Source organism: Gordonia sp. KTR9 (assembly GCF_000143885.2).
Lineage (GTDB): Bacteria > Actinomycetota > Actinomycetes > Mycobacteriales > Mycobacteriaceae > Gordonia.
Map to the genome: position 1 here is coordinate 2,020,639 of NC_018581.1, position 24,727 is coordinate 2,045,365.

Consider the following 24,727-nt stretch of genomic DNA (forward strand, 5'->3'; position numbering starts at 1 on the left):
CGGGGTTCACGACAGGATCAGCGTGGCCTTCTCCATCTCGGCGATCGCCGAGATCCGCTCCGGCGAGGCCGCCGTGACGTGGACCAGACTGCCGCCCACCAGGAATGGTGCCAGGAGATGGTCGATCACCCGATCGGCCGTGTGCCACGGCCGGGTGGACACCACACGGGCGCCGGGACCGAGGCCGTCGCGCTCGGCGGTCGCCCGCGCGGCGGCCAGTACCGCGGTGGTCGGCTCTCCCTCGACCGCTGCCGATGCCGGCCCGCGGGAGAAGAACTGGTCGCCGTGGACGCGGACGACGCTGCCGTAGTCGCCGACGCCCGGCGGCAGATCACGCAGCGGCAGGGCGAACGGATCCAGCGAGGCGACCACGACCTCGTCGGCGTCCGGGTGATCGTCGAGACGATCACGGCTGGTGAACAAGACCAGCGGGGTGTCGTCGTCGATGTCGAGGTGCACGTCGGCGCCTGCCCAGAGGGCGCCGAGCAGAATGCCCGCGGTCTGCCAGTGTTCGGGTAGATCGACCGCGACGATGTCGCCCTCGACCACGCCGATCTCGTCGAGAAGATAGTTCGCGGTCTTGGCCGCCCAGTTGCCGAGGGTGGCGCCGGAGAGTTCGGTGCGCTCGCCGGTCGCGTCGTCGTAATAGGTCAGCAGCGGACGCGAATGATCGGCGACCGCATCGAAGATCGCATCGGTGACGGTGTTCAGTTCACGCACATCGGCCCCTCGTTGCCCGCCGTGATCGGCGGACGCTTGTTGCCGACGCGCTCGCTCGCCGGGGTGTTGTCGGTCTGGTCGCCGGTGTCGCTGATCGAGCCCGGCCCGGCATAGGTGTTGGTGAGCACGACCTTGAACCGGTCGTCGGCCAGTGCGGGATCGGCCACGACCCGGGCGCCGCCCAGATCCTTCGCGAGAACCCGCGCCGCCTCGTTGTCGTCCTTGGCGTAGACGATGGAGTCTCTCGTGTCGGCCTTGCCGCTCGAGGTGGCACCGACCCGGAATCCCTTGTTGGTCAGGATGTTCGCCACGTTCGAGGCGAGGCCGTCGATGGTGCCGGCGTTGACCACGTCGACCGTGTAGTCGCCGCGCTGGATTCCCTTCGACTCCTTCGGAGCCAGCAGGTCCCCGGTGAACGTCTGGACCTCGCGCGGGTCCACCTCCACGACGCTCTGCTGTCCGTCCTCGCTCCAGCCCTGTTCGGTCACGATCGGGATGGTCGCGAACTTGACCCGGCCGCCGCTGAGATCCTTGAGCTGCTCGGCGAACCGGATGATGTCCCAGTCGTCGTCGATGACCACCGAACGCGAGACCGCGTTCTGCAACTCCGACAGCTTGCCCGGATCGGTGAGGGTGCCCGCGGAGAGGATCTTCTGGGTCAGCGACGCCATGAACGCCTGCTGGCGTGTGATGCGGTCCAGGTCGCCGCGGGGGAGTCCGTGCCGCTGGCGCACGAAGCTCAGTGCCTTGGGGCCGTTCAGTGTCTGGCGGCCGGCCTTGAACCGCGCGCCACTGTAGGGATCGCGGACCGCGTCGTTCAGGCAGACGTCGATGCCGCCGGCCGCGTTCGTGAGCAGCACGAAACCCAACAGACCGACCTCCGCGTAGTGGTCCACCTGCACACCGGTCAGGTTGGCGACCGTGTCCACCAACGCTTTCCGGCCCGCGAGCGTGCCCTCGGACTCGGCCTCGCCCTCCGACCTGCCCTCGCCGACCGCCCGGGCGCGGACGCTTTCGCGGGTCGTGCCGTAGGCGGCGTTGATCTTGCTCATCCCGATGCCGGGCACGTCGACGTAGGAGTCGCGGGGGATCGAGATCGCGGTCGCCGACGAGCCGTCGTCGGGGATGCGGATCAGCAGGATGGTGTCGGTGTTGGTCGCGACCTCGTCGCCCGAGCGCAGGAGCCGGAGCTCCTCCGGGGAGAGCGGGTTGCCCTTCGCATCGGTTCGCGAGTCGGTGCCCACGAGAAGGATGTCGACGGCACCGTCTTCGGCGCCGCCGAGGTCGAGTCCGCCGAGCTGGGTGATACGGGTCTGCAGATCCGACATGGTGTTCCACGCGTAGCCGGTGCACAACAGCACCGCCACGGATGCGACGGCGATGAGCGCACGGCCCCATCCCGCGCCCGACAGCCGGCCGCCTGTTCGCGGGGTGCCGCTCGGTGGGGTGGTCGGCGGGGTGGCCGGTGCGGCCGCCGTTGCCGCGGACTTGGTCGGTGTCGCCACCGTCGCCGGATCACGACGGCGTCCGGGCTTCGGTCCGGGCTTCGGTCCGGCCTTCGGTTCGGCTGCCTGTGCGCGGGGTGCCGGCTTGCCCTTCTTCTTCGCGTTCGGGGCCGGACGGGTGTGGATCTCGCCGGAGGTCCGTCGGACGGGCCGCGGTTCACCGGGACGACGGGGGCGGGTCGGTGCGGGTTCCACCGACTCCGGTGCCGCGCGGCGATCGCCGGCCGCCCGTCGTGCCGGGTTGCGCGGATCGGCGGCCGCCCGGCGCCGGGGGTCGCGGGGATCGGCGGCGCGACGTCGCTGCTGTTCCGGCGGGGGTTGGCGGCGCGCGCGGGGTGGGGGAGAACCGGGTTCACCGGGGCGCGGTTCGGCGCCGCGGGGGAACCCGCGGCCATCGGGTCCACCGTCGTGCGGGGGCCGCGCCGGGCGTCGACGGGCACCCGGCTCGGGGCCCCGCCGGTCGCCGGGCATCGGCTGACGCCCGTCCGGACCCGGCCCCGCCGGACGGCGCGCCTGCGAACGCCGGCGCGGGCCGTCGGATGGTGAATCCACTGGTGAACGGTCCCTTTCGAGGTCGAGACGTCGCGTCGGAGCGTCGACGCGGCAACGGTTACGCCTGAGGATGTCGATGCTGATGTGCAGGACGAGTCAGGTGTTGTGTGCTCTCGTCAGGCTACTGAAGTGATTCCGAAATTCGAGAACGCAACGCCGGGCGGGTGAGTAGCCGTCGTCACGTGTGCGGTCCGGGCGGAGTGGAGGACATCACCCGGGTCCGGCACGATGGTGCCCATGCGTGTCACGCCGAGCAACCCCACCGTGTACATCGTCGGAGCCGGCGGGCAACTCGGAACCGCCCTGCAGGAGCGCGCGGCGCGAGTCGACGACACGCTCGTGCGGCCGCTCACCTCGGCCGACATCGACATCGCCGACCCGACCTCGGTGGCCGCCGCGCTCGGCGACCTCGCCGCCGACGACGTCGTGGTGAACTGTGCGGCCTACACCGACGTCGACGGCGCGGAGTCCGACGAGGCCGGCGCGCGACGGGTCAACACCGTCGGGCCCGAGGTCCTCGCGGCCCGGACCGCCGAGGCCGGCGCGTGGCTCATCCACGTCTCGACCGACTACGTGTTCCCGGGGACCGCCGAGGCGGAGTCGCCGAAGGGCGCGGGCGGCGGATACGAGCCCGGCGACGTGAGCGGAACACCGGCCACCGTGTACGGCCGCACCAAACTCGACGGCGAACGCGCGGCGCTGGCGGCCGACCCGCGGGCCACCGTCGTGCGCACGGCGTGGGTGTACACCGGCGGACCCGACAGCCGCGACTTCGTCGGCACGATGCGGCGTCTCGAGCAGTCACGGGAGACGGTGTCGGTCGTCGACGACCAGCTCGGGTCGCCCACCTATTCGCACGATCTCGCCGACGGCCTCTGGGAACTGGTCGAGGGCGGAGCGCGTCCCGAGGTCGCCGGTGCGGTCCTGCATGCGACGAACTCGGGCAGTGCCACGTGGTTCGACGTCGCCCGAGGCGTCTTCGAGGAGATCGGGGCACAGCCCGACCGGGTCCTGCCCACCACGACCGCGGATTTCCCTCGCCCGGCGCCGCGTCCGGCCTACTCGGTGCTGTCCGGACAGTCGTGGGCGTCAGCCGGACTCACCCCGCTCCGCCCGTGGCGGCCCGCGCTGCACGCGGCGATCGCCGCGTCGGACGCCGGCACCCGTTCGTTACCCTGAGCGGCGTGCCAGTTCAGCCAGCCGTGGTGACGGTGACCTATTTCTCCGGCGATCACCTCGCGACCTTCCTGCGTAGTCTTGCCGCCGTCACCGACGTCATGCCGCAGGTCATCATCGCCGACAACGGTTCGGAGGACGGCGCGCCGGAACGGGCCGAGCAGGAGTACGACGCGGTGACCCTCGTCCGGACCGGCGGCAACATCGGATACGGCGGCGCGATGAACCGCGGGGTCGCCGAAGTCGACCCCGACGTCGAGTTCATCCTCATCTCCAACCCGGATGTCGAGTGGAAGCCGGGAGCCATCGAGGAGCTGATGGCCGCCGCGCAGCGCTGGCCGCGCGCGGGCTCGCTCGGTCCGCTGATCCGCGAGCCCGACGGCTCGATCTACCCGTCGGCTCGACGGGTTCCCGACCTCGTGTCGGGCACCGGGCACGCGATCCTCGGCACCGTCTGGAAGTCCAATCCGTGGACCGCGGCCTACCGCGCCGACGACGAGACACCCTCGGAGCGTGCTGTGGGATGGCTCTCGGGATCCTGTCTGCTCGTGCGGCGTGAAGCCTTCGACGCCATCGGCGGATTCGACGCCCGCTACTTCATGTACATGGAGGACGTCGACCTCGGCGACCGGCTCGGCAAGGCGGGCTGGCAGAACGTGTACGTCCCCACCGCGGAGGTCGTACACACCAAGGGGCACAGCGCAGGTCGGCATCCGGAGAAGATGCTGCCGGCGCACCATCGCAGTGCCTACCGGTTCCAGGCCGACCGCAATCCCGGCCCGTGGCGGGCGCCGCTGCGCCTGGCGTTGCGCGTCGGTCTGGGCGTGCGGTCACGGCTGGCCGTCCGTGCGGCGCGCCGCGCGTCGGCGAGCGAAAACAGCCGCTGAGTGCTGAAGTGAACACCGAACGCTGAGTGAACACCAGTCACCTCGAGGAAGGACCCGATCCAGTGGACAACTACACCGTGCGTGAGTCGGTGGAAAGACAGTCTGTGGGGGGATCGGACGACATCAGGGAGGACGTCGAGGCCGTCATCCTCGTCGGCGGCAAGGGAACCCGCCTGCGTCCACTCACCCTGTCGGCGCCCAAACCGATGTTGCCGACGGCCGGACTGCCCTTCCTCACCCACCTGCTGTCCCGCATCCGCGCGGCGGGTATCCGCGACATCGTGCTCAGCACCTCGTTCAAGGCCGAGGTCTTCAGCGAGTACTACGGCGACGGTTCGAAACTGGGACTGCGCATGCGCTATGTCACCGAGGACGAGCCGCTGGGCACCGGCGGCGGCATCCGCAACGTCCTCGACGAACTGACCGCCAGCACGATCGTGGTGTTCAACGGCGACGTCCTGGGCGGCACCGACGTCGGCGACGTCATCGACAGTCACCGCGCTGCCGACGCCGACGTCACCATCCACCTCGTGCGCGTGAGCGACCCGCGCGCGTTCGGTTGCGTGCCCACCGACGGCGACGGTCGGGTCACCGCGTTCCTGGAGAAGACCCAGGACCCGCCGACCGATCAGATCAATGCCGGCACATACGTTTTCAAGCGCGAGGTCATCGAGTCCATTCCGTCCGGGCTGCCGGTGTCGGTGGAGCGTGAGGTGTTTCCCCGCCTGCTCGCCGAGGGCAGTCATGTCCATGCGCACGTCGACCACGCCTACTGGCGGGACATGGGTACGCCGGAGGACTTCGTCCGCGGCTCGGCCGACCTCGTCCGCGGGATCGCGCCCTCACCGGCTCTGGGGGACCGTCGCGGCGAATCCCTGGTTCACGAGGGTGCGGGCGTGGGCCCGGGTGCCCTCCTGATCGGTGGCACCGTGGTCGGTCGCGGCGCCGAGATCGGGCCACGGGCCCGCCTCGACGGTGCGGTCGTCTTCGACGGCGCCGTGATCGAGGCCGGCGCGGTCGTGGAACGGTCGATCATCGGCTTCGGGGCCCGTATCGGCCCGCGAGCCCTGATCCGGGACACGGTCATCGGCGACGGCGCCGACATCGGCGCGCGCTGTGAGCTGCTGCGCGGGGCGCGGGTGTGGCCGGGCATCGAGATCCCCGACAACGGGGTCCGGTTCTCCACGGACGTCTAGTCCGGCCGGCGGATCCGCCTAGCGGATCTTCGCCGCGGCGAGCACACCGGGACCCAGCGGGATGACCACCGGCAGCAGCTGCTCGTCGTCGGCGATCAGCAGTGCCGCCTCGCGAGCGGCCGCGGTGGGAGGTTCGGTGCGGGCCGGATCGCCGACCGTCCCGTCCGCGGTCGCGTTGTGCACGACCACGACCCCTCCCGGCCGCAGCATCCGGACCGCCTCGCCGACGAATCGGGGCAGGTCGAGCAGTGGTCCGTCGACGAAGACGAGATCGTAGGACGCATCGGACAACCGCGGCAGGACCTCGATGGGGGTGCCGTTGATGAGGCGGGTGCGGCCGGGGGCGATGTCGGCGCCGGCGAACGACGCCCGCGCGGCCCGGTGGTGTTCGGGTTCGGGGTCGATGGTGGTCAGCACGCCGTCGGCCGACATGCCGTTGAGCAACCACAGGCCGCTCACCCCGGTGCCGGTGCCGATCTCGACGACGGCGTGCGCGTCGGCCACGCGGGCCAGCAGCGCCAGCAACGCACCGACCGCCGGTGAGACCGGCGTCGCGCCCAGTTCCTCGGCGCGGGCGCGGGCGGCGATGACGGCGTCGTCCTCGACGATGGCCGACTCGGCGTAGGCGATCAGGTCGGGGCGCGCGGACGGCGTTGACTCGGTCACGCGTCGAGGTTAGTCCGAGCCCGCGGCGGAATCGGACGCGGCACGCCAGACCTGCACGAATCCGCTCGCGGCGAGAGTGGCGACGCATCCTCAGGCAACACTCAGGCGCCTCATACGGCGGCCACACTCGGATAGGAGAGGGTGAGAGCTGTTCCGGTTGGGACAGTTCCCGTGAGGTCGGTGTGAACCCCCGGCAGTTCGGGAATACCCAACCGGAGTCATCTGTTCGATTCGGTGAGTACTTGGGTCACCGGGTGCGTGTTCACGAGAGAGGAACCGACCACCGACCATGATCGATCCCCGCGATCCCGCCGACGCCGTGCCCGCGGGCACCGCAGGTTTCGACGCCACCGGCGACGAACTGCTCATGCCGTCCTGGGACGACCTGGTACGCGAACACGCCGACCGCGTCTACCGCCTGGCCTACCGCCTGTCGGGGAATCAGCACGACGCCGAGGACCTGACGCAGGAGACGTTCATCCGGGTCTTCCGTTCCCTGTCGAACTATCGTCCCGGCACCTTCGAGGGCTGGCTGCACCGCATCACCACCAACCTGTTCCTCGACATGGTCCGACGCCGCAGCAAGATCCGGATGGAAGCGCTGCCCGAGGAGTACGACCGCGTGCCGGCCGACACCCCGGATCCGCAGCAGATCTTCGACGCGACGAATCTCGACCCCGACCTGCAGCGGGCCCTGGACTCACTGGCGCCCGACTTCCGCGCGGCGGTGGTGCTGTGTGACATCGAAGGTCTGTCCTACGAGGAGATCTCGGCGACGCTCGGCGTCAAGCTGGGTACCGTTCGCAGCCGCATCCACCGCGGTCGGCAGAGCATCCGCGACGCCCTCGCGGCACAGGGCCACACCAGCAGCCGTTCGGTCGCGATCGGCTCGCGTCCCTGAACCCGGCCGCCGCCTGGGCCGGTACCGCCCGTCCCGGGAACCCTTCTCGGCCGAGCTTCGTTGTCGGTCTCGGATAAGCTGAGACGTTGCACGTGCCGCGGCGCACGATGCCGACGGTCTGCGTGATCCGCCGACGACCGCCCGTTCGGCGGACGCATCGATTGCCGCCGGTCGGTACCGTGGCAGTGGAGCAGTAGGCCCAGCAACAAGGATTCATCGTGCGGCGGTTTCGTCGTGGAGAGGGGTGAACGACGATGATGGACGGCGATCGCGGGCGTCCGACCGGGAGTGGCGGTGTCGAGCCACCAACGCCGAACCTCCGTCGCCGACGGTCTTCCTGGACCCCCGCCAGATGGAACCCCAACACCTGGAGTCCGGCTCCCTCGTCGTTCCTGCCCAACCGTGGCTACCGTGCGCCGGGAACGGCCGGTGGACGCGGTTTCGCACCCACCGAGCACCTCGCCCCCGAGGCGGTCGCCGCGTTCGTCGACGGTGAGCTCGGCATGTCCGCGCATGCGCGGGCGACTCACCACCTCGCGCTGTGCCCCGAATGCGTGGCGGCCGTGGATGCGCAGTCCCTCGCCCGCACCCGACTCCGCGAGTCCGGCCGGGTGTCGATACCGGACTCCCTCCTCGGTCAGCTCTCGCAGATCCCGACGCGGGAGATCGACATGTCCTCCGATGGTCCCCGGTCGCGCGACCTCGGGCCCGGCGCCGCGTCGCCCGATGCGCCGACCGACGGAATCCCCGCCGTCCGCGACGCGATGCGCCCCTCCGCAGGCCCGCTCGACCGGAATTCCGGTCGGGGTCGCGCCTTCCGCCGCCGGGGCCGGTGAACGTGGCCCACGATCCCGATTCTCCTGATGCCGGTTCTCCCGGCGCCGATTTTCCCGATGCGGGTGATGCACAGTTCGCGCGTCGTGCCGAACCACCCGAGTCGCAACGTCTGACCCCGTCGAGATCCCGACACTCACCTGTGTCGCCGTCGACCGCGCAGGTGTTCGGCCGTCCGTCGGGGGTGCGTGGATCGTTCGCCACCTCGGCCGGTGCCCGCCCGCCCGAGCCACAGATCGCGGCCCCGGACCCGGTACTCGCCGAGGCGTTCGGCCGGCCGGCCGGATCCACCGACACCCTGCAGCGGGACCCGCTCGCGACCTACGGGCAGACCGAACAGCCGCCGACGCCGGACGATCCGTGGCGCGACCCCGAGAGTCCGGCCCGGCTGGACGCGCCCGCGCTGGCGACCGCGGCTTCGGAGACGCCGACCGAACCAGGCCCCAAGCTCGGCGTCCGGGACATCCTGCTCGGCAAGCGCCTCAGTTGGGTCGCCCTCGCGACGCTCGCGATGATCGCGTTGCTCATCGGACTCGTCGGCGGTCTCATGGGGCGATACACCGCCGAGGTGGCCGCTCCGCTCACCAGCGACACCGTCGAACTGTCCACCGAGGACACCGACGGCGACACCGGACCCCGGTCCTCGGTGGCCGAGGTGGCACGCGCCGTCGAGAAGTCGGTGGTCGCCATCGACGTCCGCGCCGCGGGTGCCTACGCCACCGGGTCGGGATTCGTCATCGACAAAGAGGGTTACATCCTCACCAACAACCACGTGATCTCGATGGCCGCGAACGACAAGAGCGCCAAACTCGAGGTCGTGTTCTTCGACCGCCAGCGGGTCCCGGCGCGCATCGTCGGCCGCGACCCCAAGACCGATCTCGCGGTGCTGAAGGTCGACAACGTCGAGAACCCGACCGTGTCGGTGCTCGGCAGCTCGGGCGATCTCCAGATCGGTGAGGAGGTCGTCGCCTTCGGATCTCCACTCGGACTCAACCGGACCGTGACCAGCGGCATCGTCAGTGCGACCGATCGTGCCGTGGCACTGACCCCCGACGCGGAGTCCGACACCGACGCGGTGATCGACGCCATCCAGACCGATGCCGCGATCAACCCGGGCAACTCCGGCGGGCCACTGGTCAACGCCGAGGCCCAGGTGGTCGGGATCAACACCGCCGGGCGCCTGGGCGCAGGCGGCGGCAACATCGGACTCGGTTTCGCGATCCCGATCGACGAGGCAAGGCCGATCGCCGAGGCGCTGATCCGCGACGGCCGGGTCAACCATCCGCAGATCGGGGTCAACGCGAGCTCGGTCCGCAATGAGCGGGTCCTCGGTGCGCAGGTCCGCAACGTCGTGGCGGGCAGCCCCGCCGAACGCGCGGGAGTCCGGGAAAACGACGTGATCACGTCCTTCAACAACCGGCCGATCGAGAGCGCCGACGAGTTGAACGTCGCGATCCGGACCGCGAACATCGGCGAGTCGGTCCCGTTCCAGTACTGGCGTGCCGGTCGGACGTTCAGCGGTACCATCACTCCGGCGAGCGACTAGAAAATCACCGGCACGGGTCAGGACGAGGTACATGTTCAGCAGCATCGGATGGGGCGAGATCGCGATCCTGGTGGTCGCGGCGCTCGTCATCCTCGGACCCGAACGCCTGCCCGGCGCCGTCTCCTGGACGATGCAGTCGGTCAAGAAGGTGCGCGATTACGCGACCGGGGCGAGCAACCAGCTGAAGGACGAGCTCGGTCCGGAATTCGAGGATCTGCGCAAACCGCTCGCCGACCTGAATGAGCTCCGGGGTATGACACCGCGGTCCATCGTCACGAAACACCTTCTGGACGGCGATGATTCGCTCTTCCGCCTGAACGAGAGCGCCACCACGATCGATCGGAACACCACTCCGGCGGCGCCGGAGATCAAGCCTGTCTCGGCACCGCTGTCGTTCGACAAACCGGAATCGTCGGCGACGAGCGCCGCGGGGTCGGAACGTACTCCCCGTCCCGGGTCACGTCCCGCCGCTGCCGACTGGGACGCGACCTGACCGGTCAGGAATTACGGATGGTGTCGAGTCCCAGACTCATCCCGGCCAGACCGCGCTTGCGCGAGGCGAGTTTGCCGGCGATCGCGCGCAGCGCGGACCCGGAGGCCGATTCCGGCGCCGACAGCACAACCGGGACACCGGCGTCGCCACCCTCGCGCAGGGCGGTCTCCAGCGGCACCTGACCGAGTAGGTCGACCTGAGCGCCGACGGCACGCGTGAGGCGTTGCGCAACCTGCTCGCCGCCGCCGGAGCCGAACGGTTCCATGCGGCTGCCGTCGGGCAGTTCCAGCCACGACATGTTCTCGACGACACCGAGGATCTTCTGCCGCGTCTGCAGGGCGATGGCGCCCGCGCGTTCGGCGACCTCGGCGGCGGCCTGCTGAGGTGTCGTCACGACCAGGATCTCCGCGCCCGGGATCAGCTGCGCGATGGAGATCGCGACGTCGCCGGTGCCCGGCGGCAGGTCGAGGAGCAACACGTCGAGATCGCCCCAGTACACGTCCGCGAGGAACTGCTGGAGAGCGCGGTGCAGCATCGGACCGCGCCACGTCACCGGGGTGTTGCCGTCGGTGAACTGTCCGATCGAGATGAAGCGGACCCCGTGGTTGATCGGCGGCATGATCATGCGCTCGACCTGGGTGGGCTTGGCGTCGCTGCCGAGCATGCGGGGAACCGAATGGCCGTAGATGTCGGCGTCGAGAACACCCACGCTGAGCCCGCGTTCGGCGAGCGCGGTGGCCAGGTTGACGGTCACGCTCGACTTGCCGACGCCGCCCTTGCCCGATGCGACCGCGTACACGCGGGTCAGTGATCCGGGCTGGGCGAACGGGATGACCGGTTCTGCCTTGTCCCCGCGCAGCTTCTTGCGGAGCTCGGTGCGCTGTTCGTCGTCCATCACGTCGAGTTCGACGCGGATCGCGCCGACCCCCGGGACGTCGGACACGGCCGTCTCCACGCGCTGCGCGATCTCGGTGCGCATCGGACAGCCCGACGTCGTGAGGTATACGCCGACGTCGACACTCGCGTCGCCGTTGATCGTCACCGACTTGACCATCCCGATGTCGGTGATCGGCTTGCCGATCTCGGGATCCTTGACCTTGCCCAGAGCGGCGCGAACTGCCGATTCCGTGGGCACGACTCCTGTTGTCATCTGGTCCAGACTACCGGCGGCGCCGATGACTCCCGGCGGAGGCCCGGGTCACGGTGTCAGCGAACCGGTACGGGGGTGCTCGCCGCGCCGGGCCGGTTCGGCCCGGCGTTGCCCGCCGGTGCCTGCTTGATCGCCGGCGCGTCCTTCTTGGGCGGTGGGGGCGCGGGCTGGCCCGGGAACAACGGTGGGATCGACGGCAGGCAGACGATGATGCACGGCTGCGGCGGCGGACTCGGCCGGCGCGAGGTGGAGGACGACGACGAGGACGAGGACGACCCGGACTCCGGTGCGCGCGGCTTGCTGGACTTGCTCGAACTGCTCGACGGCTTGCGCTTCATCTCCGGGATGGGGTTCGTCGGCATCACGCCCGTCGCGTAGGCCCCGGCCCAGCCGAGCACGTTCGCGACGTACTCCATCGAACGGTTGTAGCGCAGCACCGCCGACACCCGGGTGCGCTCGTTCATGATGTCGGTGACCCCGGCGCACAGGTACCGGCCCGCCGAGTAGGTGGCGTCGAAGATGTTGTTCGGGTCGGGTTTCGCGTCGCCGTTGGCGTCGGAGCCCCACGCGGCCCAGGTGCTGGGGATGAACTGCATCGGGCCCATCGCGCGGTCGTGTCCGGCGTCGCCGTCGATGCGACCGCCGTCGGTGTCCTTGATGACCGCGTTGCCGGCCAGGGAACCGTCGAGGACCGGACCGGCGATCGGGTTGATGGTCGTGCCGTACTGATCGACCGAGCCGTTGCTCGCGTGATTGGACTCGATCCGTCCGATTCCGGCCAGCAGGAACCAGGGGAGCTTGCACTGGGGGCTCTCGGCCGCGACGCGGTTGGCGGCCAGCTTGTAGGCCTGTAGTACGACGCCGGGAATCCCCAGCGGACCGGAGGGGAGATCGTTCGCGAGCCGGAACTGCGGCGCCGGGAGCGCCGTCGCGGGCTTCTCCGGCGGCGGCGCGAAGCCGAGGAGCGCCACCGGCGAACCGGACACGACCCCGGCGACCACGACGGGGGCGACCGTCTCGGCCGCCGGCGCGGCGACCGAGCCGCCCGAGGCGCTCGACGTCGCGGTGCCCAGGACCAGGGCGCCGACCAGACCGCCACCCACCGCCAGCGTGGCGGCGCGTCGCGGGAAGGAGGACGGGCGGCGCGGCCCGCGGCGACGGCGGACGAGGTCGAGGGGCCTCATCGACCGCTCCGATCGCAGAGCACGGCCCCACGGCGCTGCCCGATCATGTCCACTCCGTTGTCACACACATCTGCCCCCGAGAACGCGGCCATCACCACCTGCGGCCCAGGTCGAGAGCCGCTCGCATGGATGCACCGGACCGATTCGTCATGTCGTGGTCGACACCGGAATCCGATCCTGACTGTGACCCACCATACATATGGGTCTGACGTCCCAGACACGAACTCCGCTATTGGCGTCAGTGATCGAATCGCTCCGACGCGGGCCAGGCTTACGCCGGGGCCGCCGGGTTCGGGTGCTAGCGGGTGCGGTCGCGCGAACCCTGGCCGGCGGACGGCTCGTCGCCTGCGGGGGCACCCAGCCGTTCGGTGAGCTCGTCCAGCAGGTCGTCGAGTTCCTTGCGCAGGTAGTCGCGTGTGACGGTGTCGCCGACCGCGAGGCGGACGGCGGCGAGCTCGCGGGCGAGGAACTCGGTGTCGGCCTTCGTCTGGGCGGACCGCAGCCGGTCCTCTTCCAGTGAGACCCGGTCGCGGTTCTCCTGCCGGTTCTGGGCCAGCAGGATCAGCGGGGCCGCGTACGCCGCCTGGGTGGAGAACGCGAGGTTCAGCAGGATGAACGGATAGGGGTCCCACTGGATGGACACCGCGATCAGGTTCAGCGCGATCCACACGATCACGATGACCGTCTGGATCGCCAGATAGCGCCCGGTGCCCAGGAATCGCGCGATGCGTTCGCTGTACATCCCGACGACGTCGGAGTCGAGGTTGAACGAGATCGTGCGACGAGTGCTGGGGGTGTCGAGTTTGCGTCCGGGCTCGCTCATCGGATCCGCACCTGCGCGCGGCTTCCCGGCGGGGGTCCCTGGCCGGCGGGGTCGACGACGTCCTCGGGTTCGGTCTCACGCCAGTCGCGCGGCAGGATCTCGTCGAGGAGGTCGTCGACGCTCACCGCGCCGAGGAGATGGCCGGACTCGTCCACGACGGGTCCACAGACCAGGTTGTAGGTCGCGAAATATCTCGTCATCGTCTCCAGGGAATCCTCGGGGTGGAGTTGGGCGAGGTCGGTGTCCAGGATTCCGCCGACGAGATGCGCAGGCGGTTCCCGCAGCAGCGCTTGCAGGTGCACGCACCCGAGATACTTCCCGGTCGGCGTCGCGGTGGGTGGGCGGACGACGAACACGATGCTGGCCGCGGCGGGCGTCAGATCGGGATTGCGGACCCGGGCCAGGGCTTCGGCGATGGTGGTCGACGGCGTGACCACGATCGGCTCGGAGGTCATCACACCGCCCGCGGTGTCGGGGGAGTGGAGGAGCAGTCGCCGAACGGGTTCGGACTCCTCGGGGTCCATCTCCTTCAGGAACGCCTCGGCCTCGGTGTCGGGCAGCTCGCCGAGGAGATCGGCGGCGTCGTCGGGATCCATTGCCTCGAGGATGTCGACGGCGCGGTCGCGTCCGAGCGCGGCGAGGACCTCCTTCTGGTCGTCGGGCGGCAGCTCCTGCAGCACGTCGGCGAGCCGTTCGTCGTCGAGGGCCGTGGCGATCTCGTCGCGCCGTTTCGCCGGCAGTTCCCGCAGCGCGTTGGCCACGTCGGCCGCGCGCATGCCCTCGAACTGCAGGAGCGCCTGGGCGACTCCCTGGCCCGGGAGGTTCAGTGCACTCTGGGTGATGCCCTGCACGCTGGACCACTCCACGACCTGGGTCTCGTGACGCCTCCGCAGGCCTCGCCGGCCCGCACGGATCGCGACGCGGGACACGACCCAGTCGCGGGTCCGGGTGCGTTCGATGCCGAGGTCGATCACCGTCACGTCGGCGTCGGCGAGTTCGGGGAGGTCGGGATCGACGACCCGGACGTGGGTGTCGAGGACCTGCCCGATGGCGAGTGCCTCGCCGGGCCGCAGGTGGAGCCGGCGGAGGCTGACGGTGCCGGTGTTGAGGGCGACGGCCTGCGGCTCGATCGCGGTCACCCGCAGCATGGGCACGAAAATCCTACGCCGAGTGGTCAATTCGACCGCCAGGCCCAGAACGCGCGGCTGCTGTCCGGACATCCGGATCGAGATCACCACGTCGCGGACGCGTCCGATGGATTCGCCATCGGGACCAAGGACGGCCAACCCGACTAATCTGGCCACGAACACCTTGCTCACCGACGACATGGGAGTAAGGGTAGTGCCATCGGTGCACGGCAGGCCGACGGCAGACCTGAACAGCACGGGCGGACGTGCAGTCTCACGACGTCTCACTGTCGAGTCCTACGAGGGAAGGCTCCGATATGACCAATCCGATGCGCCCGAGCCGCGAGACGCCGGGCCTGCCCACCCCGCCCAAGGGCTGGCCGATCGGTTCCTACGGAACCTACGCCGAGGCCCAGCGAGCGGTGGACTACCTGTCCGACGAGAACTTCACCGTGCAGGACGTCACCATCGTGGGCGTCGACCTCATGCAGGTCGAGCGGGTCATCGGCCGGCTGACATGGGGCAAGGTGATCGGCGGCGGGCTGGTGTCGGGTGCCTGGCTCGGCTTCTTCTTCGGGTGTCTGGTGGCGCTGGTGTTCACCGGTTCGCCGATCGCGCCGATCCTCGTGGGCATCGTCGGCGGCATGGTCTTCGGTGTGATCTCCGCGACCATTCCGTACGCGGCGACGCGCGGCCAACGGGATTTCGCCTCGACGATGCAATTGGTCGCCGGCCGCTATGACGTGCTGTGCGACCCGAAAAGCGCAGAGAGGGCGCGCGACATGCTCACCCGTCTGACCTTCTGAGCGCGCGTCCCTCGCTCGGACACGGTGGGATCACAATCGCTCGGGGAGTGGCACGCCCATGCCGAATGTGTTGCATGTCACGAATCCTCACGTATAGCGTTGCTCTTCGGACGCTCACGGCCGAGCACCTGGTGCCGCGCCGCGTACGACATCGAGGAGGCTGCGTGCGGAGCAGGGTCAGGACTGACGGATCTACCAGGCGCGTGAGACGGAAGGTCCTCGCCGCGGCGGTGGCAGCGGCGGCCATGCTGCCCGTGCTGTCCGCGTGTGGCTCGGGATATGAAGCGGGCGTACTCAATTTCTATCCGCCGGCCGACGGCGCGGACACCCTCGCCGAGATCGGCGACAAGTGCTCGGCCGACTCCGGCGGGGCGTACAAGGTCGTGACCACTCCGCTGCCCAAGGGTGCCGACGATCAGCGTCTTCAGCTCGCACGGCGCCTCGCGGGCAACGACAGCGGTCTGGATCTGATGGGCATGGACGTCGTGTGGACCGCCGAATTCGCCGACGCGGGGTGGATGGTGCCGGTGCCCGACGCCATGGCCGCGGAGGTCTCGGCGCGCACGCTGGGCGGCCCGCTCGACACGGCGGTGTGGAAGACCGACGACGACGAGCGTGAACGCCTCTACGCCATCCCGTTCTCCACGAACACCCAATTGCTCTGGTACCGACCGGATGTCCTCGCCGAAGACGTCGACCGCCGGCGCCCGGCGTCGACGTGGAACGGCATGCTCGAGGACGCGCTCGTCAGCGGACGCAACGGCGGTCCGACCTACATCATGGTGCAGGGCAGGCAATACGAGGGCCTGATGGTGTGGTTCAACTCGGTGCTCGCCAGCGCAGGCGGCCAGATCGTCGACCCGGACGATCCCGACAAGGTCACCCTGAACGACACACCCGAGCACCGCGCCGCCACAGTGCGCGCCCTGGAAACCCTCAAGCGCGTGGCGACCGCACCGGGGGCCGACCCGTCGCTGACCAACTCCGACGAGGGTGCTGCCCGACTCGGCATGGAGAGCGGAGAGGCTCTGTACCAGGTCAACTGGCCCTTCGTCTTCGCCGGCATGCGCGAGAACGCCGTGGCGGGAAGCGTCGCCTTCCTCGACCTGACCCAATACGCGAACCTCTACGCCGACACCGCGAACCCGCCGACCCCGGCCCAGGTGGTCCCGCTCAACCGCGAGATGCGGCGGGTCTTCGACTTCGCGCCCTACCCCGGGTTCGAGGGACTCCCGACGAAGACGACCGTGGGCGGCATCAACATCGCGGTCGCGAGCACCTCGCAGCAGCAGGACCTCGCCTACCAGGCCGCCGAGTGCATCACCAGTGAGGCGTCGCAGAAGGCGTTCTCCTTCAGTGCCGGACCACCGCCGGTCATCGAATCCATCTACGACGACGCCGATTTCCGGCTCGCCTACCCGATGGCCGACGAGATCAAGCGGCAGCTCGAACCCGAGCACGCCGCGTTGCGTCCGAAGTCGCCCGACTACCAGGCGATCTCGACGCTGTTGCAGGCCAAGTTGAGCCCGGTCGGCGCGTGGGAGCCGGAGGCCCTGGTCGACGAGCTCGCCGAAGCGGTCCAGAAGGCCATCGACGGGGAAGGGCTGGTCCCGTGAGCGACAACACGACACCCGGGGACGACGAGCGGACCGGCGCCGGCCGGTCGGATGACGACGCACGGTTCCGCGCCGGACGGCATGCCCTGCCGGATGACGCCCCGCCGCAGACCGGCCCGATCCCGATCGTCGGCGACACACCGCCGGTGCAATCGGATCAGGTGTGGACCCCACCACCGGGCGGTCGGCGCGACGCCGGGCCACCGGTGAGCGGCTCGGCAGGTGCGCCTGCTCCGGCCGCCGGTCCCGCTGCCGGTCCTGGCGCCGGTACGACGGCGGTCGCCGAGCGTCCCCGCGCCGATGCTGCGCCGGCCGAACCGCGCAGGCGCAGCGAGGGCAAGGCCGCCGAGCGCCGTCTGGCCTTCTGGCTCGTGGCGCCGGCCGCGCTGATGATGATCCTGGTCACCGGGTACCCGATCGTGTACGCGGTCTGGCTGTCGCTGAACAAGATGAGCCTGTCGGCACCGGGCGAACGCGAGTTCGTGTGGTTCGCCAACTACGCGACCGTGCTCACCGACAACTACTGGTGGACGGCGTTCGCGGTCACGGTCGGCATCACGGTCGTGTCGGTGATCATCGAACTCGTGCTGGGCATGGCGATCGCACTGGTCATGCACCGAACGATCTTCGGGCGCGGCACGATTCGTACCGTCGTCCTCATCCCGTACGGCATCGTGACGGTGGCGGCGGCGTTCTCGTGGTACTACGCGTGGACGCCGGGGACCGGTTACCTCGCCAACCTGTTGCCCGATGGCACCGCACCGCTGACCGAGCAGTGGCCCTCACTGGCGATCATCGTCCTCGCCGAGGTCTGGAAGACCACGCCGTTCATGGCGCTGCTCCTGCTGGCCGGCCTCGCGCTCGTTCCCGACGACCTGCTCAAGGCGGCCCAGGTGGACGGTGCCGGGGCGTGGACGAGGTTGTGGCGCATCATCCTTCCGCTGATGAAGCCGGCGATCCTGGTCGCGCTGCTGTTCCGCACACTGGACGCATTCCGCGTGTTCGACAACATCTACGTCCTCACCAGCGGGTCCAACAACACGTATTCGGTGTCGATGCTCGGTTACGACAACCTGTTCGGCGCATTCAATCTCGGAGTCGGATCGGCCATCTCGATCCTGATCTTCCTGTGCGTCGCGATCATCGCGTTCGTGTTCATCAAGGGGTTCGGCACCGCCGCACCGGGTTCCGACGACGAGGGGAGGTAAGCCGTTGAATACGAGCGGAAAGTCCAAGGCGTGGTGGTCGATCGCGAACATCCTGGTGATCCTGTACGCACTCATCCCGCTGCTCTGGATCATCAGCCTGTCGTTCAAGCCGGCGAGCAGCGTGACCGACGGCAAGTTCTGGCCGAGCGAGTTCACCCTCGACAACTATCGGAGCATCTTCGAGACGAGTGCCTTCACCTCGGCGCTGATCAACTCGATCGGCGTCGGGCTCATCACCACGGTGATCGCGGTCATCCTGGGCACCATGGCCGCGTATGCGGTGGCGCGCCTGGAGTTCCCGGGTAAGAAGCTGCTGATCGGTGCCGCTCTGCTGATCGCGATGTTCCCGCAGATCTCCCTCGTCACACCGCTGTTCAACATCGAACGCCGACTCGGGCTGTTCGACACGTGGCCGGGCCTGATCCTGCCGTACATCACCTTCGCGCTACCGCTGGCGATCTACACCCTTTCCGCGTTCTTCCGCGAGATCCCGTGGGAGCTGGAGAAGGCCGCCAAGATGGACGGCGCCACACCATGGCAGGCGTTCCGCAAGGTCATCGCCCCACTCGCCGCGCCCGGCGTGGTGACGGCCGCGATCCTGGTGTTCATCTTCGCCTGGAACGACCTCCTGCTGGCCTTGTCGCTGACCTCGACCGAACGCGCGATCACCGCCCCGGTCGCCATCGCGAACTTCACCGGCGCATCGCAATTCGAGGAACCCACCGGGTCGATCTCGGCCGCTGCGGTGATCATCACCATCCCCATCATCATCTTCGTGCTCTTCTTCCAACGTCGAATCGTGGCCGGCCTGACCTCCGGCGCCGTGAAGGGATAACCCATGGCAGACATCGTTCTGGACAACGTCTCCAAGCAGTATCCCGACGGCTCGACCGCCGTACACGGGGTCGACATCGAGATCGCCGACGGCGAGTTCGTGATCCTGGTGGGTCCGTCGGGCTGCGGTAAGTCGACGACGCTCAACATGATCGCCGGGCTCGAGGACATCTCCGGGGGTGAACTGCGCATCGGTGGCGAGCGGGTCAACGAGCGTGCGCCGAAGGACCGCGACATCGCCATGGTGTTCCAGAGCTACGCGCTCTACCCACACATGTCGGTGCGCGAGAACATCGCCTTCCCATTGACACTCGCGAAGATGTCGAAGGATCAGGTGGCCGCGAAGGTCGACGAGGCTGCGCGCATCCTCGATCTCGGTCAGTACCTCGATCGCAAGCCGGCGAACCTCTCCGGTGGTCAGCGGCAGCGTGTCGCGATGGGACGCGCGATCGTGCGGTCTCCCAAGGCGTTCCTGATGGACGAGCCGCTGTCGAATCTCGACGCGAAGCTGCGCGTGCAGATGCGGACCGAGATCTCGCAGTTGCAGCAGCGACTGGGCACCACGACCGTCTACGTGACCCACGACCAGACCGAGGCGATGACCCTCGGAGATCGCGTGGTCGTCCTGCGCGGTGGCCACGTGCAGCAGATCGGCACACCGCAGGAGCTCTACAACAACCCGACCAACGTGTTCGTGGCAGGCTTCATCGGTTCGCCCGCGATGAACTTCCTGTCCGGGCGCCTGGGCTCCGACGGCATCGAGACCGCGATCGGCACGATCGTTCTCGACGACCACCGTGCGGTGATGTCCCGCGCCGGTGACGTCGGCAGCAGCGGGGACGTGCTGATCGGCATCCGCCCAGAGCATCTCGAGGACGCGTCTCTCGTCGACTCGACGACGCGTGGACAGGGGGCGACGTTCACCGCGAACATCGATGTCCTGGAGTCGATGGGGTCGGACATCTACGCCTACTTCGGTGTGGGGTCGGGCCGGGCGTCGAGCGACGCCCTCGCGGAGCTGTCCGCCGATTCCGGAGCCGATCTCGGCGGCAACCAGCTCATCGCCAGGCTGTCCCCGGACTCGAAGGTGACACGCGGCACTTCGGCCGAACTGTTCTACGACGCCTCGAAGATCGCGGTGTTCGATCAGAGCTCGGGGGCGTCCCTGCGGGTTCGCTGAGCGCTGTCCTCCCGGCGACGGGTCATCGTTTACGTCGCCGGGAGTGGTCGAGGAGTTCGTCGAAGACGTGCTCGTCCCAGATGTGCCTGCGCACGAGGCGATAGCGTTCGCAGGCGACCCACATGTACAGCTCGGCGTCGCTTTCGAGGTCGGGACGGATGCCCGCGCGCCGGGCCATCCGGACGACCGGCAGGAACTCCTCACCGAACCAGCGCCGGGCGGTCTCGGTGCGGTTGAGGAACTCGCCGATCTCCTGACTCAGACGGAATCCCCAGGCTTCGACGTTTTCGGCGAGTTCGGCGTAGTCGAACGGGAAACTGAGCCGGATGGCGTCGGCCTGGGAACCCTCGAGCGGCACGCGGGACAGGAAGATCCGACGGTGGTCCTTGAGGACCAGGTCGGAGGTCGCGGTGATGCCCTCGGGGGAGATGCGCGTGTGGATGAGGGTGACGTAGGCGTCGATCGTGGCCCAGTTCCGCGCGATCGCGATGGACACGCGGTGGTGACCGTCGATGACGAAGTGCATCGACCCGATCCGGTAGAGCTGGACCGGTGGCACCGACTCGCCCCGTCGTTGCGCGGCCGCCAGCCGCTGCCAGCGCTCACGGCCGCGGGACGACGTGGGCCGGAAGTAGCGGTCGAAGTCCTTCGTGCGGTCGACACTGCCGACGATCGAGGACACCTCGACCACCTGCAGCCCGAGCGAGGTCTCCCCGGTCCGGCCGAGCGCGGCGACGACCTCGTCGAACGGGAGGATGGTGTTGACGTCGGCCGGCTGACGCATGAACCACTGCGCGAGCCGGGCCCGTTCGGCTTGCCGTCGCAGCCGGGCGAAGTCGTTCTCGGCGTCGGCATCGGGAAAACCGGTGTCACGCACCATATCTGCGCCTCACGATCTCGACCTCCCGCGTCACGGGATCGATGTCGAACTGACAGAAGCCGACGACGTTCATCGACGTCGTCGACGACCCGATGGGCAGATCCGACGGCCGTTCGCCATACGGATGCACATGCCCGTGGACCAGCAGTGCGGGCTGCAGCGACCGCACCAGTGGATGGAAACAGTCGAAACCCCGGTGGGGGAGATCGTCGCGGTCGCCGACGCCGCGGGCGGGACTGTGGGTGAGGAGGATGTCGGCGCCACGCGGCGGCGACAGGGCGGCCGTGCACCGCAGGCGGAGGGAGCGCAGCCGCTGCTGGATGTCGGTGTACTGGTTGGTGCCGCCGTTGTAGCGACGGCTGCCGCCGAGTCCGCTGATGCGGAGTCCGGCGACCGTGACGGTACGCCCGTCGGCGTTGACCGCACCGCAGGGTCCGGGGTCCTCGGCGGGGAGCCCCGCCCGCGTCCAGCCGGTCCGGCCGCGCCGGTAGCCGCGCAGGTCCCGGTCGTGATTGCCGGGTACGAAGACGCACGGCGCGTCGCACAGCGACGACAGGATCTCCAGGTACTCGAACGGGAGATCGCCCGCCCCGAGGATGAGGTCGGGGCGGGACTCGATCCCCACGCCGAAGGTGAGGGAATCCACCACCTCGTCGGCGACAGCCAGAACCCGGACCATGGCTCCAGGCTAGAGGAGCACCCCGGACCCTCGCGGCCGGTCGGTAGCCTGTCGGATGTGAGTGAAGCCGTGACAGAGGTCGTCGGACGATTCCTGGAAGACCGGCTGGGGGCGACGCCGCAGCGTGCGTCGGTGACGTTCCTGGGGGTCGAGCCGATCGACGTCCTGCGGTTCGTGACCGGCGACACCGACGATCGCGGCACGGTGGTCTACGTGACGTCGGGCTGCGCGCGGCACCCCATGTCCGATCCCACCGACCTGCATGCCGATCCGGTCCGTGGCCCCCGGGCCGAACTGGTCGTGCGCATGCGGTCGGGTACGCCGCTGCCGGGTCTGCACAAACGCATGGCGACGCTGGCGGCCGCGCCCGCGGTCGAGGGTCTGATCATCGCCGCCGACGCCCTGGTCGACCTCGGCGAACCCCTCTGGGACGGTTCCCCGTTCACCGCCGTGCTGCTCGAGGCCGACGAGCTGGGCATCGTCGAACTGCCCGAGCCGATGGACCCGGTCACCATGCTCCGGGCCATACCGATCACCGCCAACGAGGCCGCGTGGGTCCGACTGAAGGGTGCCGACGCGCTGCGGGAGGCGTGGCGCGAGGCGGGTATCGACGTGACCAGGCCCGACCGTTCGTCGGCGACACCGTCCTGAGACGGCCGGCGGATCGTCGGCGGACACATCCGTTCCCAGGTTTCGGAACGTATGACAGAGGGAACGTCTGAGCACGACATCACGGTCGGTCGGAAAGGTGAGGGTGCATGGAGTCACGGGGTGCAGGGACCATCGGCACGGCGGATGGGCGGTGCCCGGCGTGACGCTCACATCATCGTCGCCGACGACGACAGCCGCACGGTCCGATCTCGATGTCTATCTGCCGCAGCAGGACACGCAGTTGCTGATCGACACCCTCCGATCCCGCGGGGTCTCCGGCGCCCGTGTCCTCGATCTCTGCACCGGCAGCGGGGCCATCGCCATCGCGGCGGCCCGGGCAGGTGCGGCCGAGGTGACCGCGGTGGACGCCTCCGAGGACGCAGTCGCCTACGCGCGCCGTGCGGCAGCCGAAGCCGGCGTCCGGATCGAGGTGACACTCGGTGATCTCCGCCGTCACCGGGGTCGCTATGACGTGGTCACCTGTAATCCGCCCTATGTGCCGACCCCGCCCGAATCCGAGGCGGCGCTTCATCCGGCCGGGCCGTCGCACGCCTGGGATGCCGGCCTCGACGGCCGGGCCGTCCTCGACCCGCTGTGCGCACGCGTTGCCGATCTGCTGGTACCCGGCGGCGCATTCATCCTCGTGCACTCGGAATTCGCGGACGAGGACGCCTCGGTACGCGCTCTGCGCGCCGCCGGACTGACCGCCGAGGTGGTGGCCGAACGGGTCATCCCATTCGGTCCGGTCCTCACCGCGCGCGCGGGCTGGATGGAGGAGTGCGGAATGCTCGAACGCAACCGCCGGATCGAGCGACTGGTCGCGATCGTCGCGGTCGCCCCGGGCGGTTCCGGTCCGAGGGGATGCCCGGCGTGAGTGGGGACGGCAAGCGCAACGTGGTGCGGGTGGTCCGCGGCGGACCCGTCCTCGTCTCCGGCCCCGTCGAGATCGAACTTCCCGACGGTGCCAAGGTCGAGTCGGATCGGTTCATGGTCGCGGTGTGCGCGTGCGGCCGCAGCAAGAACTATCCACTGTGCGACACCAGCCATCGCAGGAAGCGTCGACGGACCGACTGACCTCCGGGGAGCTCAGATGCCTGGGAAGGCGCTTTCGCCGTTGTCCCAGGCGGACAGCACATACCGGTCGAGGGCGTCCTCGACGAACAGGAAGGCGCGGATCCCGAAGATCACGTCGGCCTCGGTGTCCGGCTCGGTGCGGATGAGATCGCCGACGACATCGGTGCGCAGGATCTGCTCGTGAACCGCATCCGCCTCGACGTGTTCGCGATAGAAGCGTCGGCAGGCCTCCGGCGCGTCGAGCTGTTCCAGGCCCGCGAGCAGGCGCTGGGAGCCCGGAGGTGAGGTGATCTCGGTGGCCGCCAGATGTCCGACCGCGGCACCCCGGTACCGGCGATGGAGGCCGAACAGCGACATCAGGTTGACCGGTGTCAGGGCGACCCCGGGGACGGTGTCGAGATAACCGAGGTAGTCGGCGCTCAGATCCGCGGCCCGGAGCAGGTCGGCGAAGAGCTCCTGATGCACGGCGTCGCCTCGCCCGCCGCCGAACTCGTCGAACTCGACGGCGACATAGGCGGCCTTGGCGTGGCCTCTCAGACGCGGGATCGCCCACGCGTGCGGGTCGGCCTCCTTGAGGTGGTACAGCGAGCGCAGCGCGAACAGCTGTCGGTACTGCTCCCACGTCCCCGCGTCGCGGAGGCGGTACGAAGCACCGTCGCCGTCGGGGTTCTCGATGCAGAGCTCGTCCATCTCGTGGTCGGCGGAATCGGCAGCGGTCGCGGTGGGCACGTCCCGGTGCAGGGCCGCGAGGAAGGGCCGCTCGAGCGCGGCCCGCACCGTGAGGAGCGCGGGGTTCCATTCCCACTCGACCTCGGCGTCGGCAAACCCCATGTAGTGCATCTCGTAGCAGAGGTAGAGGGCGAGCTGGAGGTCGTCGCCGTAGGGGTCGGCGTCGTCGATCGGCAACTCGGGAACCGACGCGGAGTCGGGATCACCCCGCAGGAGATCGATGACGATGCCCGACAGCGGTCCACGCGCACTCGGCAACTCCGGCCGTCGGAAGGCCGTGTCGTGCACCGTCGAGACGTCGACCATCGGA

At 69.3% G+C, this 24,727-nt stretch carries 25 protein-coding genes; 15 read left to right on the forward strand and 10 right to left on the reverse strand.

What is annotated here, in order from left to right:
- Positions 1–6: 6 nt before the first annotated feature.
- Together KTR9_RS10005 and KTR9_RS10010 are read right to left on the reverse strand one after the other, a co-directional pair.
- Positions 7–720 carry a TIGR03089 family protein gene (locus tag KTR9_RS10005; protein ID WP_014926287.1) on the reverse strand — a complete coding sequence of 238 codons (714 nt, stop codon included), beginning with the start codon at positions 718–720 and terminating at the stop codon, positions 7–9.
- A complete protein-coding gene (locus KTR9_RS10010) occupies positions 708–2,777 on the reverse strand; it encodes an LCP family glycopolymer transferase (protein WP_014926288.1) in 2,070 nt (689 codons plus the stop codon). The genes KTR9_RS10005 and KTR9_RS10010 overlap by 13 nt, the downstream gene beginning before the upstream one ends.
- Before the next feature lie 228 nt (positions 2,778–3,005).
- Here KTR9_RS10010 and rfbD point away from each other — a divergent pair, with 228 nt between their 5' ends.
- The 3 genes from rfbD (at position 3,006) to KTR9_RS10025 (ending at position 6,036) form a co-directional block, all read left to right on the forward strand.
- A complete protein-coding gene (gene rfbD / locus KTR9_RS10015; protein WP_014926289.1) occupies positions 3,006–3,956 on the forward strand; it encodes a dTDP-4-dehydrorhamnose reductase in 951 nt (316 codons plus the stop codon).
- A gap of 5 nt (positions 3,957–3,961) precedes the next feature.
- Complete coding sequence (locus KTR9_RS10020) at positions 3,962–4,840, forward strand: glycosyltransferase family 2 protein (RefSeq protein WP_193363239.1); 879 nt, start codon at positions 3,962–3,964, stop codon at positions 4,838–4,840.
- A gap of 62 nt (positions 4,841–4,902) precedes the next feature.
- Positions 4,903–6,036, forward strand: a complete 1,134-nt coding sequence (locus KTR9_RS10025; protein WP_010842912.1) for a sugar phosphate nucleotidyltransferase — start codon at positions 4,903–4,905, stop codon at positions 6,034–6,036.
- Positions 6,037–6,054: 18 nt separating this feature from the next.
- Here KTR9_RS10025 and KTR9_RS10030 read toward each other — a convergent pair whose 3' ends face one another.
- The gene (locus KTR9_RS10030; RefSeq protein ID WP_014926291.1) at positions 6,055–6,702 is read right to left on the reverse strand and encodes an O-methyltransferase; all 648 of its coding nucleotides are present in this window, start codon (positions 6,700–6,702) and stop codon (positions 6,055–6,057) included.
- Positions 6,703–6,991: 289 nt separating this feature from the next.
- Here KTR9_RS10030 and sigE point away from each other — a divergent pair, with 289 nt between their 5' ends.
- The 4 genes from sigE (at position 6,992) to tatB (ending at position 10,476) form a co-directional block, all read left to right on the forward strand.
- Positions 6,992–7,603 (forward strand): RNA polymerase sigma factor SigE, encoded by a 612-nt coding sequence (gene sigE, locus KTR9_RS10035; protein WP_010842914.1) that lies wholly within the window; start codon positions 6,992–6,994, stop codon positions 7,601–7,603.
- A 254-nt stretch (positions 7,604–7,857) separates the two neighbouring features.
- The gene (locus tag KTR9_RS10040) at positions 7,858–8,439 is read left to right on the forward strand and encodes a hypothetical protein (protein WP_014926292.1); all 582 of its coding nucleotides are present in this window, start codon (positions 7,858–7,860) and stop codon (positions 8,437–8,439) included.
- Complete coding sequence (locus tag KTR9_RS10045) at positions 8,436–9,983, forward strand: trypsin-like peptidase domain-containing protein (protein ID WP_443134917.1); 1,548 nt, start codon at positions 8,436–8,438, stop codon at positions 9,981–9,983. Before KTR9_RS10040 ends, KTR9_RS10045 begins: the two co-directional genes overlap by 4 nt.
- A 31-nt stretch (positions 9,984–10,014) precedes the next feature.
- Positions 10,015–10,476 carry a Sec-independent protein translocase protein TatB gene (gene tatB, locus KTR9_RS10050; protein ID WP_014926294.1) on the forward strand — a complete coding sequence of 154 codons (462 nt, stop codon included), beginning with the start codon at positions 10,015–10,017 and terminating at the stop codon, positions 10,474–10,476.
- 4 nt (positions 10,477–10,480) lie between these two features.
- Here the strand turns inward: tatB and KTR9_RS10055 are convergent, their stop codons facing one another.
- The 4 genes from KTR9_RS10055 to KTR9_RS10070 form a co-directional block, all read right to left on the reverse strand.
- Positions 10,481–11,626 (reverse strand): Mrp/NBP35 family ATP-binding protein, encoded by a 1,146-nt coding sequence (locus KTR9_RS10055; RefSeq protein WP_035717460.1) that lies wholly within the window; start codon positions 11,624–11,626, stop codon positions 10,481–10,483.
- Between the two features lie 56 nt (positions 11,627–11,682).
- Positions 11,683–12,810 (reverse strand): lytic transglycosylase domain-containing protein, encoded by a 1,128-nt coding sequence (locus tag KTR9_RS10060; protein WP_014926295.1) that lies wholly within the window; start codon positions 12,808–12,810, stop codon positions 11,683–11,685.
- Between the two features lie 298 nt (positions 12,811–13,108).
- Positions 13,109–13,633: a DUF1003 domain-containing protein gene (locus KTR9_RS10065; RefSeq protein WP_010842920.1), complete on the reverse strand. Its 525-nt coding sequence runs from the start codon at positions 13,631–13,633 to the stop codon at positions 13,109–13,111.
- Complete coding sequence (locus KTR9_RS10070; protein WP_010842921.1) at positions 13,630–14,961, reverse strand: magnesium transporter MgtE N-terminal domain-containing protein; 1,332 nt, start codon at positions 14,959–14,961, stop codon at positions 13,630–13,632. The genes KTR9_RS10065 and KTR9_RS10070 overlap by 4 nt, the downstream gene beginning before the upstream one ends.
- A gap of 116 nt (positions 14,962–15,077) precedes the next feature.
- Between KTR9_RS10070 and KTR9_RS10075 the strand changes: the two genes are divergently transcribed.
- The 5 genes from KTR9_RS10075 to KTR9_RS10095 all read left to right on the forward strand — a co-directional run bounded on the left by KTR9_RS10075 (position 15,078) and on the right by KTR9_RS10095 (position 20,404).
- On the forward strand, positions 15,078–15,566 hold the full coding sequence (locus tag KTR9_RS10075) for a general stress protein (RefSeq protein ID WP_014926297.1): 489 nt from the start codon (positions 15,078–15,080) through the stop codon (positions 15,564–15,566).
- 203 nt (positions 15,567–15,769) lie between these two features.
- Positions 15,770–17,182, forward strand: coding sequence for an extracellular solute-binding protein (locus KTR9_RS10080; protein WP_010842923.1), 1,413 nt, complete (start codon positions 15,770–15,772; stop codon positions 17,180–17,182).
- Positions 17,179–18,390, forward strand: a complete 1,212-nt coding sequence (locus KTR9_RS10085) for a sugar ABC transporter permease (RefSeq protein WP_014926299.1) — start codon at positions 17,179–17,181, stop codon at positions 18,388–18,390. The genes KTR9_RS10080 and KTR9_RS10085 overlap by 4 nt, the downstream gene beginning before the upstream one ends.
- A gap of 4 nt (positions 18,391–18,394) precedes the next feature.
- Positions 18,395–19,225, forward strand: coding sequence for a carbohydrate ABC transporter permease (locus KTR9_RS10090; protein ID WP_014926300.1), 831 nt, complete (start codon positions 18,395–18,397; stop codon positions 19,223–19,225).
- Positions 19,226–19,228: 3 nt separating this feature from the next.
- Entirely contained in the window at positions 19,229–20,404 is a 1,176-nt protein-coding gene (locus KTR9_RS10095) for an ABC transporter ATP-binding protein (protein ID WP_014926301.1), read from the forward strand.
- Between the two features lie 22 nt (positions 20,405–20,426).
- On the opposite strand, the gene KTR9_RS10100 is transcribed toward KTR9_RS10095, so the two are convergent.
- Together KTR9_RS10100 and KTR9_RS10105 are read right to left on the reverse strand one after the other, a co-directional pair.
- Positions 20,427–21,284, reverse strand: a complete 858-nt coding sequence (locus KTR9_RS10100; protein WP_014926302.1) for a hypothetical protein — start codon at positions 21,282–21,284, stop codon at positions 20,427–20,429.
- Positions 21,274–21,963 carry a metallophosphoesterase family protein gene (locus KTR9_RS10105; protein ID WP_014926303.1) on the reverse strand — a complete coding sequence of 230 codons (690 nt, stop codon included), beginning with the start codon at positions 21,961–21,963 and terminating at the stop codon, positions 21,274–21,276. Before KTR9_RS10105 ends, KTR9_RS10100 begins: the two co-directional genes overlap by 11 nt.
- Before the next feature lie 57 nt (positions 21,964–22,020).
- Between KTR9_RS10105 and KTR9_RS10110 the strand changes: the two genes are divergently transcribed.
- The 3 genes from KTR9_RS10110 to KTR9_RS10120 all read left to right on the forward strand — a co-directional run bounded on the left by KTR9_RS10110 (position 22,021) and on the right by KTR9_RS10120 (position 23,688).
- Entirely contained in the window at positions 22,021–22,614 is a 594-nt protein-coding gene (locus KTR9_RS10110) for a suppressor of fused domain protein (protein ID WP_044506403.1), read from the forward strand.
- A 160-nt stretch (positions 22,615–22,774) separates the two neighbouring features.
- Positions 22,775–23,488: a HemK2/MTQ2 family protein methyltransferase gene (locus tag KTR9_RS10115; protein ID WP_044507842.1), complete on the forward strand. Its 714-nt coding sequence runs from the start codon at positions 22,775–22,777 to the stop codon at positions 23,486–23,488.
- On the forward strand, positions 23,476–23,688 hold the full coding sequence (locus tag KTR9_RS10120) for a CDGSH iron-sulfur domain-containing protein (protein WP_010842930.1): 213 nt from the start codon (positions 23,476–23,478) through the stop codon (positions 23,686–23,688). Before KTR9_RS10115 ends, KTR9_RS10120 begins: the two co-directional genes overlap by 13 nt.
- Before the next feature lie 12 nt (positions 23,689–23,700).
- Here KTR9_RS10120 and KTR9_RS10125 read toward each other — a convergent pair whose 3' ends face one another.
- Positions 23,701–24,723 (reverse strand): iron-containing redox enzyme family protein, encoded by a 1,023-nt coding sequence (locus KTR9_RS10125; RefSeq protein ID WP_044506405.1) that lies wholly within the window; start codon positions 24,721–24,723, stop codon positions 23,701–23,703.
- Between the last annotated feature and the right edge of the window lie 4 nt (positions 24,724–24,727).